Origin of the sequence: Streptomyces sp. NBC_01426 (assembly GCF_036231985.1) — a bacterium.
In the GTDB taxonomy this organism is placed as follows: Bacteria; Actinomycetota; Actinomycetes; order Streptomycetales; family Streptomycetaceae; genus Streptomyces.
The window spans coordinates 804,054-823,823 of sequence record NZ_CP109500.1 but is presented as its reverse complement, the minus strand read 5'-3'; the positions used below and the strand labels follow the sequence as shown (position 1 = coordinate 823,823).

Sequence of the window (19,770 nt, the reverse complement as noted above, 5' to 3'; positions counted from 1 at the left end):
CCGGGGCCCGCGCCACGAACGGCGCGGGCCCCGGCGCGCAGGGCCTGTCCTTCGGGTCAGGCAAGGCTCGCGGGCGCGGGCGGCCTCCTCACCCGTCCAGCAGGTCCCACCACCAGGCGAGGGCCGGCAACGGCGGTGCCTCCGTCCGGTCGTCGCTCGGCACGTCGCTGTAGCGGATGTCGAACCGGGCCCCCTCGACGGGCAGTTCGTTGCGGTTGCGCGGACTGGCGTAGCGCGGCGCCCGGTCCTGCCACGCGAGGCACCCCGCGATGTAGTGGCCCATCCCCTCCAGGTGGCGGGCGAGCGGTTCGTCCGCGTCGCGGGCCACCTGTTCGCGCAGTCGCAGGAAGAGGCCCATTGCCCGGTCCCGGAGCGCCACCGCCACCGGCACCGCCCGCGCCGGTGTCAGGCCCTCCTGGTGGGCGATCACGTTGATCAGGTTCACCTCCCGCGGCTCCACGTGATCGTCCTTGTCGTACGAGAACAGGTCGTTGTCGGCGCTGACGACGAATCCGGCGGCGTCGGTCAGCGCCCGCACCGCCGGCGCGTACAACACCTCGGGGGCCAACCGGACCCGGTTGGCCACGTCGGCCCAGGTGAGCGAGAAGCGGGTGCCGTTCGCCAGGGTTCCCATGGCCGCGAAGTCCGCGAGGCCGGGCATCAGGCCCCGCTCGGCGTTCGCCGCCTCCCAGGCCGCCCCGAGCAGCCAGTCACGCGTCCCCTCGGTGAACCGGCGCAGTTCGAACGGGGTGAGCAGCGCGTGCGTGCGCGTCACGAGGTCGTCGAGGGCGCGGGTCATCGGCCCGTCGGGCAGGACGCCGGCCCCCGGTGTCTCGATGGTCCGCAGCAGCCGCGCGCCGTGGTCGGCGACGGCCGCCGTGCGGACGTCGTCCGCCCCCGAGTCCTGCCAGTCGTCGACGGCGTTGGCCCAGTAGTTCCACTCGATGAACAGCAGCAGGGCCGTGTCGTCCCCGTGCGGCACGATGCGGCACGAGAAGTCGGCGCTGTGCGTGGCCAGGCTCCAGGCCCGTTCGACCGGATCGGTGTGGATCCCGTGGGAGTCCAACCAGTCGACGGCCAGTGCCTCCATTTCCTTCGCCCGGGGATGGACCAGCCCGGTGTCGAGGGGGCAGTGGAACGCCGGCAGCGGCCTGCCGATCCGGGAAGGGCGATCGATGCTCGTCATGGTCCTCAGCCCCCGTTCCGGAACAGCAGCAGTCGGGTCTCGACCGCGTGGTCGCGCCAGAGCCGGAAGAGTCTGCTGTGCACCACGGTCGATTCCTCCAGGCGCCTCAGGGTCCATGCCGCCGGGGCGCCGCCGGCCCGGACCCGGTCCAGCTCGCAGGTGTTCCAGGCCATCGACTGCACCCAGAACTCCGCCACCCCGTCGGTGACGTCCTCGTCCCGTTCGAGGGTGAAGCCCGCCGCCGACGCGGCGCTCACGTACTCCTCGCGCGTCCCGAGCCGCGTCTTGTAGTAGTCGTCGAGGAAGCCGCGCCACTCGGGCCGGCACACGAAGTGCTCCTGTATGCCGAACCAGCCGCCCGGCCGAAGGGCTCTCGCGACGACCTCGAAGAGCCGGGTGCGGTCCATGTAGCCGCTGCTCTCGTTGGCGTAGGCGGCGTCGTAGGTCCGCACGGCGTCGTGGGTGTGGATGTCGGCGACGTGGGCGCGGACCCGGTCGCCTACGCCCGCCTGTCGTGCGAAGTGCCGGATCAGCGGCACGTGTTCGGCCGCGATGGTGAGGCCGGTGACCCTCGCGCGGTGGCGTTGGGCCCAGTACAGGGAGCCGCCGCCGAGACCGCAGCCGATGTCGAGGAGGGTGCGGGGTGGCCGCTCGTACGCGCCCCAGGAGCGGGCCGCGTGCTCGACTATCTCCTCCTGCGCGCCCACGATGCGCTGCTTGATCACCTCCTGGGGGACCGTGGTGTGCGGGTGCGTGTCGTGCCCGAACATCCCCAAGTGGAAGTGGACACGCGGACCCGGGCCGTACTTGTGGAGGATGTCCGCGGTCTTGCGGCCGTAGTAGAGCCGCACCTGCTCATCGTCCAGGCCCTGCCCGCTGCCTAAGGGAGAAGTGAATGGTGTAGCGCTCATGTCTGCCCGCCCCTTCGTGGCGTAGGGCTGCCGAGGGGGCCGACAACTGGTTTCGGTCACCCCGACTGACGGTTGAAGCATGGATCATCGTGGCACTTACCGGCCGTTCCGTCTGCACACAAGAGCGCTTTGAATCACGGGAGTTGCTGAAGGAATGATTCTGCAGACGGGTGAACCGCCCCGACCTCGTACGTGACGGGTCGGGACGGTGGGGCGGACACGTGGTGGTGTGACGCGTGTCTGTCCGAACGTGAACGCGAAACCCCGGATCCCGGGGGCCGGGCGGGCATCGAACCCGTGTCGCGTGGGGCCGTCGTTCGCCGGTGGGGCGGGCGGGGACGGTGAGGTCGTGGGCCGGCCCTTCCCGGGCGGCGGCCCGGGAAGCGTCGCGCGGAGCGCCGTCCGGCGCGGTCGTGGCCGGGAACCGGTGGACAGTCGGCCCGTCCATGACCATCCCCGGGGGAGAAGCGCTGCCGGCTGGCGCGCCGCAGGACGCGTGCCGTGCGGTGATCAGGCGGTGGCGAGGGAGATCTCGGTCGACTTGACGAGGGCCACGACGGAGGTCCCGGCCGTCAGACCGAGGGCCTCGACGGCGTCCTTGGTGATGGCGGCGGTCAGCTCGCCGCCCTCCACGGTCACCTTGACGGAGCCCATGGCGCCGCCGGTGGCGACGTCGGTGACGGTGCCCGGGATCTGGTTGCGGATGGAGATGCCCTCCACCGGAGCGGTCGCCAGGGAGACCTCGGTGGACTTCACGAGGGCCTTGACCGCGGAGCCCTCGGTGAACCCGAGGTCCCTGACCGCGTCGGTGGTGATCGCCGCGGTGATGTCCTGGCCGCCCGCCAGGCGCACCTTCACGGTCGCCATGGCCTCGCCCGTCGTGACGGAGGTGACGGTGCCGGACAACTGGTTGCGGATGCTCAGGCTCATGGGGGAAACGCCTCACAGATGTCGGGGGACGGCGGCGCCGTGAGTGGGCCGCCTCGTCGCCGACGCTACTGACGTACGGGCCGACCACCGGGGACGGCGGGGCGTCCGCCGGTCGAACGGCCCTGTCCGGGTGAACGAGCGGGACCCCGACCACCCCGGCGCGGCCGGCACGGCCCGGAACTCCGCCCGCTGCCGGACGTACCGGGCCCGGGCCCCGGGCGCCACCGGTGCAGCGTTCGTCAGCCGGCGGGAGTACGGCCATGATGGGAGGAGAGCCTGAGCGCTCTGACCATGGCCGGTCGGTACGCGAGAGGGAGATGCGGCGCATGGACGGTGCGGGCGGTCACACGCCGGGGAGCGGAGAACGGCCGTACCGTCGAGTACGCCGCTCCGGTCCTGGCCGAGGCTCGTCAACCCAGACGGGAAAGAACCATGGTCGATGAAACGAATGGCCAGGGCGACGACGTGTACCAGCCCCAGGACACCGACCAGACGTCCGAGGGACAGCCGGACATGGAGAACGCGCTCGACGAGCCGAACGCCGATCTCGGGCTCGACGAGGGCTACCGGACCGCCGCGGACCGCCCGAGCGTGGTGACGCGCCACGGCACCACGGGGCGCGAACAGAGCGAGGGCCAGTCGCTCGAAGAACGACTCGCCCAGGAGGTGCCGGAGATCGGCGACGCGCCCCGCGCGCCGTTCCTCCTCGACGAGGACGGCGTCGGTCGGCTGGTCTCCGTGACGGAGGCGGGCTCGCGGCGCAACACCGACGTGATGGGCTTCGACGCGGGCGACGACGCGGGGGAGGAGTCCGCCGAGGAGGCGGCCATGCACGTGGTCGGACGCAACGTGGCCGCCGGGACCTCGGAGAGCCGGCACCACATCCTGCCCTGGGAGGACTCCCCGGAGACGGAGGAGGAGACGGAGACGGAGACGGCAACGGCAACGGAGGCGGAGCCCACTGGCTGACCCTCCCGGCCGCCGGGGTCCGGGGACCTCGCGGACACCGACGCGCGGGGCGCCGGCCGGCTGCCGGCGGCGGACACCCCGCGCGCGCTCATCAGTGCCGGGGCCGGCCGCCCAGGTGCGCGGCGAGCGCGGCGGTCCGTTCGGGCGTCCAGCCCGGGGGCCGGGTGATCTGGCCCCAGGCGGTCGTCGGCATCGTGCCGTAACGGTGCCCGTGCCCCTCGGGCACGCCGTCGGCGCCGGCCAGGTCGCACACCACCTGCCAGAACGTCAGCACCGGATACCAGTGCATCGCGGGCGACACGTCCCGCGCCCTGGGGTCGTCGAGCCAGTCGGGCTGCCGAAAGGCGAGTTCCGGCGACCACCACACCACGGGATCCGAACCGTTCTGGAGGTACACCGAGCGCGGGCCCGTCCACGGCGCGGGCGGAATCGCGAGGTCCGAGGGGACCTGCGCGAAGCGCACCCGTGCCCCGTCGCCGACCACGGGCCGCCACGACGGGCTGTCGGGGGCACGGCCGTCCGTGAGCGTCCTCCAGAGCGGGTTGGCGTACGTGGGGCCGACGAACAACGCTCCGTCGGTGCGGCTCGTCAGGCCCTTCAGCGTGCCGCCGACGGCGTTCTCCATGGCGTACGAACCCAGGCTCTCGCCGTACGCGAGCAGCTTCGGCCGGGTCTCGGCGGGCAGCGTCCGCCACTTGTCGTACACCGCCGTGAACAGCGCCCTGCTCGCGTCGGCCGCCTCGTCCTCGGTGAGGACGGACACCCAACTGGGCAGGTACGAGTACTGCATGGCCACCAACGCGCTGTCGCCGAACCAGAGGTACTCCAGCGGCCGGCTTCCCTGGTCGTTGACCCAGCCGGTGCCCGTCGTGCCCATCACGGCGAGCACGTCCCGCTCGAACCCCCCGGCGCGCTCCAGTTCGCGGACGGCGAGCCGGGCCCGCTCGTCGAGGGAGTCCGCCGTACGCAGACCCACGTACACCCGGACCGGATCCTTGGCGTCCCGCCCGGTGAAACGCGCGATGTCCGCGCGGGTGCTCGCCCCGCCGACGAAGTCGCGGCCCTTCGCCCCCAGGGTGTCCCAGGGCGTGTACGAGCCGTCGCCTCCCGACAGCGTCGTGGAGGTCGGGCGGACCACGCCCCTGCTCGTCCCCTGGTCCGTCAGGGACGCCCCGTTCTCCACCACGTGGAGGACGCCCTTGAGCAGGAAGCCCTGGACGAAACCGACGACGAGGAAGGCGACCAGGGCGATCCCCGTGCCGTAGGCGACCGAGCGCGGGACCAACCACGTCAGCGGCCGCGCCACCGTGCGGGCGGCCAACCTGAGGCCACGCGCCGCACACAGGAGCAGCCCGGCGACGAGGCTCGCGAGGACGGGCACCAGCGCCCACTGCCACCACACGACCTGGGGCCGCATCCCGACGGCCCGGCGCATGTCGCCCTGCCAGGACACGCTGAACGCGGTCGTCACGACGACGGCGACCAGGCAGACCCCGGCCACCGCCGACCACGCGGCGCGCTGCGGGGACCGGGCGGGAAGGATCAGCCTGCGCCCGGCCAGCGCCCGCGTGACCGTGCCGAGGACCGCGCCGAGCGCGTACCCCAGGGCCGCGGTCACCCCCGCTTCCACCCCCTGGAGCCACCACGGGCGGGGCAGCAGGGCCGGCGTCAGGGACAGGCAGTAGAAGACCGTCGCCAGCACGGCACCGGTCAGGGAGAGCCCCCGGCGCACCATGCGTCCGCTCCGCGGGCTCTCGCCGTACCGTCCGTCTCCCGGGAACCCGCCACTGCCGGGGAGCGGCACGTGGGGGGGTATCACGCTCAGCACCATGGCGGTGGCGTCATCGCGCGGGCCGGGTGCGCCCCGTCGGTGAGCGACGGGGTGGCGCCGGACGAGGGGCGGGTACGGGACGACGGCCGGGCACTGCCGTGGTCACCGGTACTCCGGCTCAGGGGAGCGTGTTCGTCTGGTGTGCGAGTGCTCACTGCGCGAGTCCTTTCCGGCCGCGGCGTTCTCCCCCCGATCGTCACGTCGCAGGTGGGCGGGCGCGCGCTGGGTGCGGCCGGACGGGAAGCGGGCTCGTGCACGCCCGTCCCCGAGCCCTGCTCGCGCGAGATCCGGAAAGCGGCCGTGCTCTTCACCGCGGCGCGGGCGGACGCAGCCGCGGGCGGGCACGCGAGGAGACACACCCGCGCAAGGACGGACGTGCACGCGCGAGGACGGACGTGCACGCGGCGACGGGCGGCCGCGCCGCGGCCGCCCGTCGGTACCCCCCGAACCGCCCCTCAGATCCCCAGCGCCCTCCGCAGGCCGAGGCGATCGGTGCCCAGCTTGGTGAAGGAAGCCGACAGCAGCTCCGACGCCGTCCGCACGTCCGTGCCCAACTCCCGCGCGATCGCCGCGTTGTCGAGCCCGAGCGCGGCGTGCCGCGCCACCGCGTGCTCGGCGATCGTCAACGTGTCCTGCTCGAAGGTGTGCAGACGGCGCGGGCGCAGTCCCGCCGAGGCGAGTTGGGAGCGGGCCCGGGCCGCGAGCGCGTCGGCACCGCAGGCCGCGGCGGTCTCCATGCCGCGGTACAGCTGCTGGGCCGCCTGGTGCGGATCGCCCAGGGTGTGCAGCGCCGCACCGTGGTCGACGAGCGCGTGCGCGAGTTCACACGCGGCCGGCGACTGTTCGAGATGACCCACGGCCTCCTGCAACAGGAGGGCCGCCCGGGACGGGTCCATGGTCGTCGCCAGGACGCGCAGGGACTGCCCGATCACGCTCGCCGCCCCGAACGCGCGGGCCCGCGCCAACGCCTCGGTCGCCGTGGCGCGTGCCTGGTCGGGCTCGTGGGTGACCTGCGCCAGAGCCAGGTCCAGCTGCCACGGACTCCACGACGGATTGCGCGTGCCGCGCAGGTCGAGCCGCTTGCCCGCCGCGCTGAGCTGTTGCTCCGCCTCGTCGATCCGTCCCTGCGCCAGCAGGAGCTTGCCCCAGACGGCCTGCGGGTCGGGATAGACCACGGCCTTGGGCAGACCCTCCGCCAGCTTGTAGGTCTGGGCGACCCGCTGCGCCTCGGCCGTGTTCCCGCGGGCGAGCAGCGTCTCGATGAGCGTGCCGATCGCGTACCACTGCGCCGGGATGCCGTGCCCGACACGGTCGGCGATCTGCAGGCCGTTGCGCACGAAGTCCTCGGCCTCGGCGAGCCGTCCGCGCCGGTAGCGCACGTAACCCAGCAGGGTGTAGACGAACGACAGGTGCGCTCCGCGCCAGCCCTTCGCCTCGAACTCCACGATGCCGGTGTTGAACAGCTCCTCCGCACGGCCCGGCTGGTCGCAGTACATGAGCGTGACGGCCACGACCGCCGGCACCTCGAACCCGAAGTCCTGGTCGGTCCAGCTCATGCCGCCGGTCAGCGCCTGCTCCGCGTAGTCCAGAGCGGTGCCGACGGGCTCGCCGCGCATCGCGGCGTCCCAGGCCCGCAGCCCCAGGATGTGCCGCTCGGGCAGGCCGCGGCCGCTCAGGCGCTTGGCGAACTGGGCCAGGAGCCGGGACCGGGCGGGTGAGTTCTCCTCGTCCAACCGGACCGAGTTCCACTTGAACTGCTCCGCCTGCATGCGCAGTCGGGTGCGGGAACTCGTGGACAGCCTTGCCTCGTCCGCGAGGAGACCGGCCGCCTCCGCCATCTGCCCCGTGTGGGCGAGTGCCTGGGCGAGCCGGTAGGTGATCGCCTCCCGCAGCGCCTGTTCGGTCTTGGGTTCCTCCAGGGCGGCCCGGAGCTGGTTGATGGTCGTCGCGGGATCGTGCAGCAGGTTGGCGGAGCCGAGCTCGAACAGCACCTCGGCCCGGTCCTCCATGTCCGGCGGCTCGCGCAGCGCTCGGGCCAGGTAGCGGCGGGCGGCGTCGGGGGCTCCCGCGGAGAAGCTCTCGCGTGCGGCCTGGCGCAGCTGCTGCACCACCCAGGGGTCGCCCTCGGGATGCATCTCCAGCAGGTGGCGGGCGGCGGCCGCGGCGCCGAAACCGTCGTCGACCATGGCCTGCGCGGCCATCCCGTGCATGCCGACGCGCACGCCCGGCGGAATCGACCGGTACACGGCGGTCGCGATGAGCGGATGGAAGAACTCGACGACCTCCTGCCGGCGCAGGCTGGTGAGGACGGTCAGGATGCGGGCGTTGCGCAGTTGGTCGATGGCCTCCGCGGCCTGCGCCTCACCGAGCGCCGCCACGCTTCCGACGATGCTTATCGGGACGGCGGTACCCAGGACGGCGGCGGCCCACGCGAGCCGGACCGTGGACGGCCCGAGCTGTTCGAGGCGGTCGATGAGCCCGCTGCCCTTGACGGCGGAGGCCAGGTCGCGCAGCTGCGGAATGTTGTCCTGGTGGGGCTTCAGCCCACGATCGCGACCCTTCATCGCCAACTCGACGACCTCGAAGGGGTTTCCGCCGGTGATCGCCCAACACTCTCGACAGAACACGTCGTCGGCGCTCTCGCCGAGGGCGTCGCGGACGATGCGTGCCACCGCGCTCGTGGTGAGCGTGGCCAGCTCGTGCGGACGTGTTCCCTGCCGACTCATCAGGGCCCGCAGCGAGGCGGCGTCGGCGGGGATCTCGTTGGGCCGACAGGCCACGAGGATCAGCATGGCCAGTTCCTCGGCCCGCGCCGCGAAGGCGGTCAGCCAGGCCAGGGACTCCGCGTCCGCCCAGTGCGCGTCGTCGACGACCAGCACCACGGGTGCGCTGCGCACGGTCAGGTGGGTGACCACCCAGTCCAGGCCGTCGCGCACACCCTGCGGGTCGGGCGCCGTCGGGCCCTTCGGGGCGGCGGTCAGTCCGAGCGCCGGCGCGACGATGCTGTACCAGTTGCCGAGGACATCGCGCCGCTCCTCCTCGGTCATGGCGGCGAACGTGGGTTGTATGAGTTGCCGCATCACGTGGAACGGCACTTGCTTCTCCTGCTCGCCGCCCCGTGCGAACAGCACGGTGCAGGACCGCTCGGCGGCATGCCGACGGGCCTCCGTGAGCAGGGTCGTCTTGCCGATGCCACCCGCTCCGGCGAAGGTCAGCACGCCACCACGGCGAGTGGTGGGGCCGGTGCGCGAGGTGCCGCACAGTTCGTCCACCGCGCGGTGGATCGCGAGAACTTCGGATTCCCGCTCAAGTAAAGGTTGGGAAGCCCACCCCTGCGGGTCCGTGACGTCTGACATTCTTGCCCCCTCCGGCGCGTGCGGCCGAGTGTACGGGCCAAGAAGCGAGTTGTTGCTGCTTAAGCACATTATTGCGGCATCTCGCCACTCGTTCGAGGACAACGCTGTATCCTCGGCTGACGCTCCCCGGGGGGCATGTCAGAGACTGGCGAGAAGCCGCCTTGCAGGACGCGATCGGTCGGATCCCGCTAGTGCCGCGCCACGGGAATCATGGGCAGTTCGCTGGGTTGGGGTATCCCTGCGGGCACCTCACGGACCGTCACGCCGGGCGCGGGCACCAGTCGCCAGCGGGACGCCACGCTCGCCACCGCGGTCAGGATCTCCGTCACCGCGAACGAGTCGCCTATGCACTTGTGCTGCCCCGCCCCGAACGGGATGTACTTCTGGGCCCGCCCCCGCTCGTTCCCCTCCTGTCGCCAGCGGTCCGGGTCGAAGACCGTGGGGTCCCGGAACAGCGCAGGGTCCCGGTGCAACGCGTAGGGGCTGTAGGCCAGTTCGGCGCCCTCGGGGATCGCCACGCCGCCCAGGGTGAGGGGTGACAGTGCCCGCCTGGTGAACAGCAGCGGTGAGTGCAGCCGCAGTGCCTCCTGGAACACGTGGTTCGTGTAGGTGAGTTCGGGTATGTCGTCGGCGCGGACGGGGCGGGTGCCCACCACCGCGTCGACCTCCTCGTGGAGGCGCCTCTCCACCTCCGGGTGGCGGCCGAGTTCGTGGAAGACCCAGGCGAGGGTGGTGGCCGAGGTCTCCGTGCCGGCCAGCATGATGGCGAGCACCTCGTCGCGCACCTGCTCGGCGGCCATCGTCGCGCCCGACTCGGCATCCACGCTGGACAGCAACAGCGAGAGGAGGTCGTGGCCCTCCGCGCCCTTCTCCGCGCTGTACTGCGCGATCACCTCGTCGATGGTCCGGCGCAGACGCCCGGCCGCCGCGTCGAACCGCTGGTTGTACGGGATCGGAAGCCGGTCCAGGGCCTTGGGCATGACCGCGCGGACCAGCATGCCCTCCAGGACGATGGGCAACGAGCGGTGCACCTCCGTGACCGCAGGCCGGCTCAGCTCACCGGAGAAGATCATCTCGGCCACCGACGACATCGCGTACCCGCGCGCCTCGGTGACCATCGAGATCTCCCGTCCTGCCGTCCACGACGCGGACATGGCCTCCGCTTGCCGGCTCATCACCTCGGTGTAGTCGGTGATGTGGTTGCGGTGGAAGGCCGGTTGCATCATCCGGCGCTGCTTGCGGTGGAACTCGCCGTCGGTCGTCACGATGCCGTTGCCGAACACCGGGCGCAGCCGGTCGAAGATCCGTCCACGGCCGAAGCGCTGCGCCTGTTGCACCAGTACGGCGTGCACGTGCTCCGGGCTGGTGAGGACGTGCACGGGCCACGTACCGATGTCGAGGCGCACGATGTCTCCGTGCTCGCGCAACGACTCCAGGAACGCAATCGGCTGTCGCCACAGCTGTAGTGCGTGACCCAGGAGCGGTAACCGCCCCGGTGCGACGGGGGCGTTGACCGCGGGGCCGGAATGTTCCACTTGCGTAGCCATGGGTCGACTCCCTGTCATGCCACCGAGACGAGATCCGGGCGGATGTACGCAGACTCCAGCCCGGCCGCGAACCGTTCGTCGCGGTACCTCGTGCACTCGTAACGCTGCCACAGATCCGCGCCGATCATCCAGTCCTCATAACTGCGCACGCAGCGGGAGACGGTGGCCCGCACGGCGGGATCGACGTCACCCCGGGCGTCAATGACCTGGAACAGGCGGTCCTTTCCGGACAGGTACTCCTCGATGCGGGTCTGGATGCGCCCCTCGACGGCCCGGACCGCGTCGCCGAGGCTGCGCCCCTCCCACGCGGAGATGAGCGAGACGAGGTTGTTGTTGTCCCCGCAGGAGTACTCCTTCGGCAGCGAGAACACGTCGTTGCCCCACGAGATGATGTCCACCGAACTCGCGATGAGGGCCTGGAACTCCGGGAGTTCGTGGAGGTGCGGCGGCACGTCGATGCCCAGGCCCGCCTCGACCACGTCCATCATCGGCAGCATCTGCGAGCTGTGACGCCGCATCAGGATGTAGTCCTCGACCGAGGGGTGCCCCTCGTCGCCGCGATTGCCCGCCTCCTGGTCCAAGGAGCCCAACATCAGGGGGACATGGGACCGGTAGCGGGCGGCGGTCACCTCGGACATGCCGGCGAGGATCCGGTCGCACAGGTCGATGAACCCGCTGACCAGCGGATTCGGCCGCGAGGACGCCGCGCCCGTCCTGCCCGTGGCTAGGTAGGTGGTGATCGTGTCGGTGACGGGCCGCCAGGCCGCCAACTCGCCCGTCCTGATGAGGTGGTCGTGCTGGTCGTCCAGGACGAAGGACCAGGCCATCCACTCGGCGAGGAGGACGACCTTCTCATAGGGCACCTCACCGCTGACGCGGCCGGCGAGATGGCCGAAGCCGATCCCCGCGAACTGCTCCGAGGCATCGGTGACGAGCTCGTGACGCAGGGCCCACGACGTGGCCTCGTTGTTGGCTCGCGCGGCCTGTGGATGCTTGGAGTTCCCGAACGGAAGGTGGAAATCGGGAACGGAGAAAAAGTCGAGCTGGGCCATTGATCCCCCCACGGAAGAGTCGGATTCGCCAATACCCGCTCAATGTACGATCGTCAGTGCACTCGCGTGCACACGAGCATCGGAACACCCCTCTGCTGCGACGTCGTCACGGGGGACACGCCCCGCCGCCGGAATGAACCGGTCGCGGACTGACGTGATCCCGCCACGCGCGACCACATCTGGCCACGCCCGAAGTAATTAACCCGCAGGGCGCAGCGCACTGTCAATGTAAGACGAGGGATGATGTGGAATTCATCCAGGCGTTGCCGAACGCGTATTCACAACGAATATGCGAAGGGCATGGTCGCCGCGGTCCGCCGCCGGGGACCGCACCGTGGGTCGGGTGCGGCCGGAGGGAAGGGGAAGACCGCGGGGTGGCCGAAGACCGCCGTCCACCTGTCGGGCGCTCCCTACACTGCGAGGGGACGCGGTCGTTCGGGCAGGGGTGGGGGCATGACCGAGCATCATCCGGCGGAGCCGGACGACGACCACGAGGCCGATGTTCTGGGTTCCTACCTGGAGGTCCTGCGGGCGCGCCTGGACGGGGAACGGTTCGAGGCGCTCATCACGGCGGTGCGCACCACTTGCGCGCTGCTGGAGGATGACCGGCGGACCGCGTGGGACGTGCCCGCCGGACGTCACCTCCCGCCGGATCTCCAGCGCGAGTACCTGTCCCTGATGGCCGTGATGATCACCGGTCACCTGGACCACCGCCTGGTGGAGCTCGCCGCCCCCGACGGGGCCCGGGGTTGGGCGGTCGTGGACAACACCCGTCCCGACACCGAGCGGGCCTGGATCGACACCGAACTCGACGGGATCGTCCGCGCCACCGATTTCCCCACCCCCTGATCCGGCCGGCCGGAGCGTTCCGCTCTGGCCGTCGGGCGGCTCCGACCGCCCCACCTGCGCCGCCTTCCGTCTCCATGCGGCAGGATGGCAGCCCGTTCCGGATCGCACACACGCCCGAACGGGCTTCTTTGCACGACAAACTGACAGGTGACAAGGTGACGACACACCCGATACGACGCCCGGCGGCGCCCGTCGCCCCCTCCCCGGCCCGCCGCGCGACGGGAGGCGCCCGTTGAACCGGACCCTCGTGTTGCACGACTGGCTGGTGGCCGGCATCGCGTTGGCCGCGGGCGGCGCGGGCGGTCTGCTCCTGCGGGCCCTGCTGCGCTGGCTCGGCAAGCACGCCCTCAGGACGCGCTGGAGCGGCGACGACATCATCGTCCACGGGCTGCGCACCCTCGCCCCGGGCGCGGCGGTCATCGCGGGCACGGCGGTGGCGGCCTCGACCCTGCCCCTGACCACGAGGGTCGCGGGCTTCGTGAACCAGACCCTCACCGCCCTGCTGATCCTCATCGCCACGCTCGCCGCCGCCCGCGTCGTCGCGGGGCTCGTGCAGTCCCTGGCGCAGTCGCGGACCGGAGTCGCCGGATCGGCGACCATCTTCGTGAACATCACACGCGTCGTCGTCCTCGCGATGGGGTTCCTCGTCGCCCTCGAAACGGTCGGCGTCTCCATCGCGCCCCTGCTCACCGCGCTGGGCGTCGGCGGACTCGCGGTCGCCCTGGCCCTCCAGGACACCCTCGCCAACCTCTTCGCGGGCGTGCACATCCTCGCCTCCAAGACGGTGCAGCCCGGTGACTACATCCGTCTCACCAGCGGGGAGGAGGGCTATGTCGTCGACATCAACTGGCGCAACACCGTGGTGCGCAACCTGTCGAACAACCTGGTGATCATCCCCAACGGCCGGTTGGCGCGCACGAACATGACCAACTTCACGCAGCCCGAGCAGCAGTTGTCGATCCTGGTCCAGGTCGGGGTGGGCTACGAAAGCGACCTGGAGCACGTGGAACGGGTGACGCTGGAGGTCGTCGACAGCGTGATGGTGGACATCAACGGGGCGGTCCCCGACCACGAAGGGGCCGTCCGCTTCCACACGTTCGCCGACTCCCGGATCAACTTCACGGTGATCCTCGGCGTCGGGGAGTTCAGCGACCAGTACCGGATCAAGCACGAGTTCATCAAGCGGCTCCACCGGCGCTTCCGGGCGGAGGGCATCTCCATCCCCGCGCCCACCCGCACGGTCGCGCTGCGCCCCGAGGACGATTTCCGGCCGTCACCGACCGCATCGATCCCGCACCAGCGGGAGGTCCCGCCGTCGGTGCCGATGGACAGCGCACGGTAGGAGACGCCGGCGAGGGCCGGCGCCCGGCGTTCGGTCCTCCGCGCGCCGGGTGACCGGGGCGGCGGGTCAGGTGGTGTAGTCGGCGTTGATCCGGACGTAGCCGTCACCCAGGTCGCAGCCCCAGACGCGGGCGGCCGCGGTGCCGGTCGCGAGCGAGACGTGGATCAGCACCTCGTCCGCGTTCATGACCTCGGTCAGCCCGGCCAGGTCGGGCTCGGCCTGCGGGTAGACGACCAGGTCGCCGAATCGGATCACGACCCGGTCCGGGTCGATGTCGGTGTCGTCCTTGCACTTGCCGACGGCCATCGCGACCCGCCCCCAGTTGGGGTCGGATCCGTGCACGGCGGTCTTCACCAGCGGCGAGTTGACGATCGCCTTCGCCACCCGGCGGGCCTGCTCCTCGTCCCGCGCCCGGTCCACGACCACCTCGATGAGCTTGGTGGCGCCCTCCCCGTCCCGGGCGACCTGCTTGGTGAGGTCCTCCGCCACGGAGTACAGGGCCGCCTCGAACTCCGCGGGGTCCACCTCTGCGGCCGCTCCGTTGGCGAGGATCACGGCGGTGTCGCTGGTGGAGGTGTCGGAGTCCACGCTCACACAGTTGAAGGTCCGGTTCATCACCCGCCGGAACACGGCGTCGAGTTCGGCGGCGGGCAGGGCCGCGTCGGTGAAGTAGTACGTGAGGAGCGTGGCCATGTCGGGCTCCAACATGCCGACGCCCTTGGCGACTCCGACCAGGGTCGCCGATCCGATCCGCGCCCGCGCGAGCTTCGGATGGGTGTCCGTGGTCATGATGGCCTCGGAGACGGCGTCGAAGTCGGGTTCCTCGCCGGCCCGTACACCGGGGATCCCCGCCCGCATCGTCTCCATCGGGTACGGGCGTCCGATGACCCCGGTCGATCCGATCAGCACCTCCTGGGGCGCGCAGCCCACCAGGGCCGCGGTCAGCGCCACGACCTCCTCGGCGTCCCGGACGCCGCGTTCCCCGTTCGCGACGTTGGCGTTCTTGGACACGGTGACCACTGCGCGCGCCGATCCGTCGGCCACGTGCTCGCGGCTGAGCAGCACGCTCGGTCCGGCGAACCGGGACTGCGTGAACACGGCCGCCGCGGCGCAGGGGTGCTCGGAGACCACCACCGTGAAGTCGCGGGTGGTGTCCTTGACGCCGAGGTTCGCTACAAAGGTGTGGAATCCGATGGGGTTCAGCTCCGACACGCGAGATCTCCGGTTCGTTCCGTTGGTCGGCCAGTTCCTCTGATCGCCGTGATGGTAGCAACCTGACAGCCGCCGACGGGCCCGCGTCCCGGCGGTCGCGCACCGTCCTGACCTGGGGGTCTCGGCTGAACGGCGACCAGTGCCGGGGTGTCGCCGCACCGGGGAGACCGGGCGGTCGCGCCCCGGGGCGGGGGTGCTCCGGGGCGTCCGGGAGCACCCCGTCCGGTCAGACCTGGTAGCGGTCCGGGGCGAAGAGTGCGAGATTGGCCGCGATCCAGTCCGAGGTGCGCCGCAGGCCTTCCGCGAGGGAGACCCGCGGCTCCCAGCAAGCCCACTCGCGGGCCCGGGAGTTGTCCGACAGCAACCGCTGGACCTCGCTGCCGGAGGGCCGCAGGCGGGAGGGGTCGACCACGACACGGGCCTCGCGGCCGGACGCCGTGATCAGGGCCTGGGCCAGGTCGCCGACGGAGATCTCCCGACCCGTCCCGAGGTTGACCACCTCACCCAGCGCCCGGTCGCACTCCGCGACCGCCAGGAAGCCCTCCGCCGTGTCGGTGACGTACGTGAAGTCCCGCGTGGGGGAGAGGGACCCCAGACGTATCTCGTCCGCCCCGGAGTGCAGTTGGGCGAGGATCGTCGGGATGACGGCGCGCGCGGACTGGCGCGGACCGTACGTGTTGAACGGCCGCACCACCGTCACCGGGAGTTCGAAGGCGTGATGGAAGGAGAGCGCCATCATGTCCGCGCCGATCTTCGAAGCGGAGTACGGGGACTGCGGCTGGAGCGGGTGCGTCTCCGCGATCGGGGCCGTCAGCGCGGTGCCGTACACCTCGCTGGTCGAGGTGTGCACCAGCCGGCGCACCCCGTGCCGACGGCAGGCCTCGGCCATGTTCTCCGTGCCGGTGACGTTCGTCTGGACGTACGCGCCGGGCGAGGCGTAGCTGTACGGGATCCCGATCAGCGCCGCCGCCAGGTGGAACACGGTGTCGCAGCCGGCCACCGCGTCGCTCACCCGGCCCGCGTCGCGGATGTCACCGGCCCACATCTCCACGGGGCCGTCCGGCTCGGCGAGGTAGCGCGCCAGGTGGCCCTTCTCGGCGTACGGCTTGTAGTGCACGAAGGCGCGGACCCGGGCGCCCCGGGCCACCAGCAGGTCGACCAGGGTCGAGCCGATGAATCCCTCGGCGCCGGTGACCAGGACCGTACGGCCGTCCCAGTTGTTCGCGGTGCTCATGCTGTTCGTGGTGCTCATGCTCGCTCCAGGAGGGGAAGGGTGACGCCGGCGACGCGGAGGACCTCCGCGGCCAGCAGTTCGGCGGCCCGCGCGTGCGGGCCGGGGTCGGCGGCGCCGGCCATGGCCGACAGCCGGGCCGGGTTCGCCAGCAGCGGACCCACGAGGTCCGCGAGGCGTTCGGTGGTGGCCGCGGCGTCGGCCAGCAGGAGCCCGGCGCCGGCGTCGGACAACACCCGGGCGTTGTGGGTCTGGTGGTCGCCCGGCGCGTGCGGGTACGGGACCAGGACGGACGGGACGCCGGTCGCGGCGAGTTCCGCGACCGTCGCCGATCCGGCCCGGCACACCACGAGGTCCGCGGCGGCGTACACGAGGTCCATCCGGTCCAGGTACGGCACGGCGCGCGCGATCCGCTGCCCGCCGCTCGCGGCGAGGTCCGCCACCGCGTCCGGCAGCGCCGCGGGACCCGTCTTGATCAGCAGCTGTACGTCGTCCCGCCCCTGCCAGAGCCCGGCCAGCCCGACGGCCGCCCCGGTGAGCCGGACGGCGCCGAGGCTGCCGCCGTTGAACACCACCAGCCGACGCCCGTCCGGCACGCCCAACGCCCGCCGGGCCTCGGCGCGCAACACCGCCCGCCCGTGACCGGACAACTCGGCGAGACCGGCCAGGGCGGCGGAGATCGGCATCCCGGTGGTCAGTGCCCGCTCCCCGCCCGCCAGGTGTTCCCGGCTGCGGTCGAAGGCCACCGCGACGTGCGGGGTGAGCCGGGCCGCGAACTGGTTGGCGCGCCCCGGGACCGCGTTGGACTCGTGGATCAGGGCCGGCAGTCCGGCCAGCCGGGCGCCCAGCACGGCGGGCGCGCTCGGGTAGCCGCCCATGCCGACGACGGCGTGCGCCCCCTGGGCCCGGATCACGGCCCGCGCCTGCCCGGCGGACCGCAGGAGCGCGGCGGGCAGCAGGTAGCGCTTGGCGCCCAGCGCCGGATCGAAGGGGATCATGTCGACGGTGTGCAGCCGGTAGCCGGCGCGCGGTATCAGCTCGGTCTCCAGGCCGCGCTCGGTCCCGATGAACGAGACCACGGCGCCGGGGACGGCCGCGCGCAGGGCCTCGGCGAGAGCGAGCCCGGGGTAGATGTGGCCACCGGTGCCGCCGGCACCGATCACGACGGACAGGGGAGCCGGGGAGGAGTCTCGTGTGGTCATGGCGGCAGACTTCCGGTGTGCCCTAAGAAGGTTCTAAGAGGTTCCGCCGCGGCCTTTGGCAGGCTTTGCCCATGAGCTCCATGAGCAGACAGCGGATTCTGGTGGTCGACGACGAGCCCGAGGTGCGGGCCGCCGTGCAGGACGGCCTGGCCGTCGAGGGGTACGAGGTGCGCGGCGCCGCCGACGGGCTGGCCGCGTTGTCCGAGGTCGCGGCCTGGGAACCCGACGTCCTGGTCCTGGACGTGATGATGCCGGTGCTGGACGGCCTCGGCGTGTGCCGGCAACTGCGCGCGATGGGCGACCGGACACCCGTACTCGTCCTGACCGCGCTGGACTCGGTGAGCGAACGGGTCGACGGGCTGGACGCGGGCGCCGACGACTACCTCGTGAAGCCGTTCGCCCTGGACGAGCTGGTGGCCCGGGTCCGGGCACTGCTGCGGCGGGCCGCGCCCGCCCAGGACGACGCCGGCGACCCCCTCGCGTACGGCGACCTCGTCCTCGACCCGGCCACCCGGACCGGGCGACGGGCCGGGCGCCCGCTGGAGTTCAGCCGCACCGAGGCCGCGCTGCTGGAACTCCTGCTGCGCCACCCCGGGCAGGTCCTGCCGCGCGAACTCATCCTGGAACTGGTGTGGGGGCGGGACTTCGGACCGGACTCCAACTCCCTCGCCGTGTACGTCGGCTACCTGCGGCGCAAGCTGGAGGCCGGCGGCGAACCGCGGCTGGTGCACACCGTCCACGGAGTCGGCTACCGGCTGGACGCCGCGTGACGGGCGCCGGCCGGCGCCGGCTGGGCGCCCCCTGGCGCAGGCGCCGCCCCCTGCGGACCCGGTTGGCGCTGGCCGTCACCTCGGCCGTCGCGCTGGTCGCCGTCGGCGTGTGCACCGCGGCGTTCTTCGTCGTCCGCGGGGCCCTGTACGACCAGCTCGACCTCAGCCTCACCCAGTCCGCGCGGCTCGCCGCCCAACGCAACCCCGACTCCGGACCCGACACCCTGGCCGGGGAGTGCCGCTTCCTGGCCGCGCCCGCCTGCGCCGAGGTGGTGCCGGTCGATCCCGCCAAGGATCCCGCCCGGCCCTACATGCTGCCCGTGGACGCCGGGACCAGGGCCGTCGCCGCCGGCCGGCGCGCCCCGTACTACACGAGCATCGTCCACGCCGGACACCCGACACGGATGCTCACCACCGACTACACGAAGGGACAGGCGCTCCAGGTCGCGCTGCGCGCCGACACCGTCGAGGCCGGCATCTCCGACGCCGCCCGGTGGCTGGTGGTGATCGGCGCGGCCGGTGTGCTGCTCGCCGCCGTGCTCGGGTACTGGGTCTCGCGGACCGGACTCGCACCGCTGACCCGGCTCACCGCCACCGCCGAACGGATCGCGGCCACCCGGGACCCGCGCCACCGCATCGAGCTGCCGCCGCCGGGACGGGAGGACGAGATCACCCGGCTCGCCGGGACCTTCAACACCATGCTGGGGGAGCTGGAACAGTCCGTCACCGCGCAACGGCGCCTCGTCGCGGACGCCTCCCACGAACTGCGCACCCCCCTGACGGCGCTGCGCACCAACGCGGAACTGCTCGCACGCGGCGAGCGGCTGACGACGGAGCAGCGCGAGCGCGCCTCCCTCGCCCTGGGCCGGCAGCTGCGGGAGGTGACGGGCCTGGTCAACGACCTGATCGAGCTGGCGCGCGACGAGGAGCCGCAGCCGCTCGTCGAACAGGTCAGGCTGGGCCGGCTGGTGGAGCACTGCGTGCAGGTCGCGCGGGCACACTGGGCCTCCGTGCCGATCGTGGTGCGCTCGACCGACGAGGTCGTCGTACCCGGGGTGCCCGCCCGGCTCAGCCGGTTGCTGGGGAACCTGCTGGACAACGCGGCGAAGTTCAGCCCGGCGGGCGTCCCGGTGGAGGTGGAGCTGACGGTCCGGGCCGGCCGGCCCGAGCTGACGGTACGGGACCACGGTCCGGGCATCGCGCCCCGGGACCTGCCGTACGTCTTCGACCGGTTCTACCGTGCGGGGACGGCGCGGGCCCTGCCGGGGTCGGGGCTCGGCCTGGCGATGGCGCGGCAGATCGCCCGGGCGCACGCGGCCGAACTGACGGCGGAGGCCGCGCCGGGGGGAGGGGCCCTGTTCCGGCTGACCTTCGGCGCCTGA

At 72.2% G+C, this 19,770-nt stretch carries 15 protein-coding genes; 5 read left to right on the top strand and 10 right to left on the bottom strand.

Annotation, left to right across the window (positions count from 1 at the left end):
* Nucleotides 1-88 precede the first annotated feature (88 nt).
* The 3 genes from OG906_RS03975 to OG906_RS03965 form a co-directional block, all read right to left on the bottom strand.
* Nucleotides 89-1,186 carry a terpene synthase family protein gene (locus tag OG906_RS03975; RefSeq protein WP_329440010.1) on the bottom strand — a complete coding sequence of 366 codons (1,098 nt, stop codon included), beginning with the start codon at nucleotides 1,184-1,186 and terminating at the stop codon, nucleotides 89-91.
* Nucleotides 1,187-1,191: 5 nt separating this feature from the next.
* Entirely contained in the window at nucleotides 1,192-2,097 is a 906-nt protein-coding gene (locus OG906_RS03970) for an SAM-dependent methyltransferase (protein WP_329440008.1), read from the bottom strand.
* Nucleotides 2,098-2,607: 510 nt separating this feature from the next.
* On the bottom strand, nucleotides 2,608-3,027 hold the full coding sequence (locus tag OG906_RS03965) for a TOBE domain-containing protein (protein ID WP_329440006.1): 420 nt from the start codon (nucleotides 3,025-3,027) through the stop codon (nucleotides 2,608-2,610).
* Between the two features lie 432 nt (nucleotides 3,028-3,459).
* Here OG906_RS03965 and OG906_RS03960 point away from each other — a divergent pair, with 432 nt between their 5' ends.
* Nucleotides 3,460-3,996 carry a DUF5709 domain-containing protein gene (locus tag OG906_RS03960; protein WP_329440004.1) on the top strand — a complete coding sequence of 179 codons (537 nt, stop codon included), beginning with the start codon at nucleotides 3,460-3,462 and terminating at the stop codon, nucleotides 3,994-3,996.
* Between the two features lie 91 nt (nucleotides 3,997-4,087).
* On the opposite strand, the gene OG906_RS03955 is transcribed toward OG906_RS03960, so the two are convergent.
* The 4 genes from OG906_RS03955 to OG906_RS03940 all read right to left on the bottom strand — a co-directional run bounded on the left by OG906_RS03955 (nucleotide 4,088) and on the right by OG906_RS03940 (nucleotide 11,782).
* Nucleotides 4,088-5,731 (bottom strand): alpha/beta hydrolase, encoded by a 1,644-nt coding sequence (locus OG906_RS03955; RefSeq protein ID WP_329440002.1) that lies wholly within the window; start codon nucleotides 5,729-5,731, stop codon nucleotides 4,088-4,090.
* 551 nt (nucleotides 5,732-6,282) lie between these two features.
* Nucleotides 6,283-9,183: an ATP-binding protein gene (locus OG906_RS03950; protein ID WP_329440001.1), complete on the bottom strand. Its 2,901-nt coding sequence runs from the start codon at nucleotides 9,181-9,183 to the stop codon at nucleotides 6,283-6,285.
* 188 nt (nucleotides 9,184-9,371) lie between these two features.
* Nucleotides 9,372-10,730 carry a cytochrome P450 gene (locus OG906_RS03945; protein ID WP_329439999.1) on the bottom strand — a complete coding sequence of 453 codons (1,359 nt, stop codon included), beginning with the start codon at nucleotides 10,728-10,730 and terminating at the stop codon, nucleotides 9,372-9,374.
* Nucleotides 10,731-10,744: 14 nt separating this feature from the next.
* The gene (locus OG906_RS03940) at nucleotides 10,745-11,782 is read right to left on the bottom strand and encodes a terpene synthase family protein (RefSeq protein ID WP_329439997.1); all 1,038 of its coding nucleotides are present in this window, start codon (nucleotides 11,780-11,782) and stop codon (nucleotides 10,745-10,747) included.
* 453 nt (nucleotides 11,783-12,235) lie between these two features.
* Here OG906_RS03940 and OG906_RS03935 point away from each other — a divergent pair, with 453 nt between their 5' ends.
* Nucleotides 12,236-12,631, top strand: a complete 396-nt coding sequence (locus OG906_RS03935; RefSeq protein ID WP_329439995.1) for a hypothetical protein — start codon at nucleotides 12,236-12,238, stop codon at nucleotides 12,629-12,631.
* A gap of 232 nt (nucleotides 12,632-12,863) precedes the next feature.
* Nucleotides 12,864-13,973 (top strand): mechanosensitive ion channel family protein, encoded by a 1,110-nt coding sequence (locus tag OG906_RS03930; protein ID WP_329439993.1) that lies wholly within the window; start codon nucleotides 12,864-12,866, stop codon nucleotides 13,971-13,973.
* A 66-nt stretch (nucleotides 13,974-14,039) separates the two neighbouring features.
* Here the strand turns inward: OG906_RS03930 and argJ are convergent, their stop codons facing one another.
* The 3 genes from argJ to OG906_RS03915 all read right to left on the bottom strand — a co-directional run bounded on the left by argJ (nucleotide 14,040) and on the right by OG906_RS03915 (nucleotide 17,618).
* Nucleotides 14,040-15,185: a bifunctional glutamate N-acetyltransferase/amino-acid acetyltransferase ArgJ gene (gene argJ / locus OG906_RS03925; protein WP_329439991.1), complete on the bottom strand. Its 1,146-nt coding sequence runs from the start codon at nucleotides 15,183-15,185 to the stop codon at nucleotides 14,040-14,042.
* 226 nt (nucleotides 15,186-15,411) lie between these two features.
* Nucleotides 15,412-16,437, bottom strand: a complete 1,026-nt coding sequence (locus OG906_RS03920; RefSeq protein ID WP_329439989.1) for an SDR family NAD(P)-dependent oxidoreductase — start codon at nucleotides 16,435-16,437, stop codon at nucleotides 15,412-15,414.
* Nucleotides 16,434-17,618: a UDP-N-acetylglucosamine--N-acetylmuramyl-(pentapeptide) pyrophosphoryl-undecaprenol N-acetylglucosamine transferase gene (locus tag OG906_RS03915; protein WP_267795923.1), complete on the bottom strand. Its 1,185-nt coding sequence runs from the start codon at nucleotides 17,616-17,618 to the stop codon at nucleotides 16,434-16,436. Before OG906_RS03915 ends, OG906_RS03920 begins: the two co-directional genes overlap by 4 nt.
* Nucleotides 17,619-17,689: 71 nt before the next feature.
* Here OG906_RS03915 and OG906_RS03910 point away from each other — a divergent pair, with 71 nt between their 5' ends.
* Both OG906_RS03910 and OG906_RS03905 read left to right on the top strand, forming a co-directional pair.
* The gene (locus tag OG906_RS03910) at nucleotides 17,690-18,388 is read left to right on the top strand and encodes a response regulator transcription factor (protein WP_329439987.1); all 699 of its coding nucleotides are present in this window, start codon (nucleotides 17,690-17,692) and stop codon (nucleotides 18,386-18,388) included.
* A complete protein-coding gene (locus tag OG906_RS03905; RefSeq protein WP_329439985.1) occupies nucleotides 18,385-19,770 on the top strand; it encodes a sensor histidine kinase in 1,386 nt (461 codons plus the stop codon). Before OG906_RS03910 ends, OG906_RS03905 begins: the two co-directional genes overlap by 4 nt.

Coding starts and splice junctions, on each gene's coding strand:
- OG906_RS03975 (WP_329440010.1), bottom strand. CDS start 1,186: ATGACGAGCATCGATCGCCCTTCCCGGATCGGCAGGCCGCTGCCGGCG.
- OG906_RS03970 (WP_329440008.1), bottom strand. CDS start 2,097: ATGAGCGCTACACCATTCACTTCTCCCTTAGGCAGCGGGCAGGGCCTG.
- OG906_RS03965 (WP_329440006.1), bottom strand. CDS start 3,027: ATGAGCCTGAGCATCCGCAACCAGTTGTCCGGCACCGTCACCTCCGTC.
- OG906_RS03960 (WP_329440004.1), top strand. CDS start 3,460: ATGGTCGATGAAACGAATGGCCAGGGCGACGACGTGTACCAGCCCCAG.
- OG906_RS03955 (WP_329440002.1), bottom strand. CDS start 5,731: ATGGTGCGCCGGGGGCTCTCCCTGACCGGTGCCGTGCTGGCGACGGTC.
- OG906_RS03950 (WP_329440001.1), bottom strand. CDS start 9,183: ATGTCAGACGTCACGGACCCGCAGGGGTGGGCTTCCCAACCTTTACTT.
- OG906_RS03945 (WP_329439999.1), bottom strand. CDS start 10,730: ATGGCTACGCAAGTGGAACATTCCGGCCCCGCGGTCAACGCCCCCGTC.
- OG906_RS03940 (WP_329439997.1), bottom strand. CDS start 11,782: ATGGCCCAGCTCGACTTTTTCTCCGTTCCCGATTTCCACCTTCCGTTC.
- OG906_RS03935 (WP_329439995.1), top strand. CDS start 12,236: ATGACCGAGCATCATCCGGCGGAGCCGGACGACGACCACGAGGCCGAT.
- OG906_RS03920 (WP_329439989.1), bottom strand. CDS start 16,437: ATGAGCACCACGAACAGCATGAGCACCGCGAACAACTGGGACGGCCGT.
- OG906_RS03915 (WP_267795923.1), bottom strand. CDS start 17,618: ATGACCACACGAGACTCCTCCCCGGCTCCCCTGTCCGTCGTGATCGGT.
- OG906_RS03910 (WP_329439987.1), top strand. CDS start 17,690: ATGAGCTCCATGAGCAGACAGCGGATTCTGGTGGTCGACGACGAGCCC.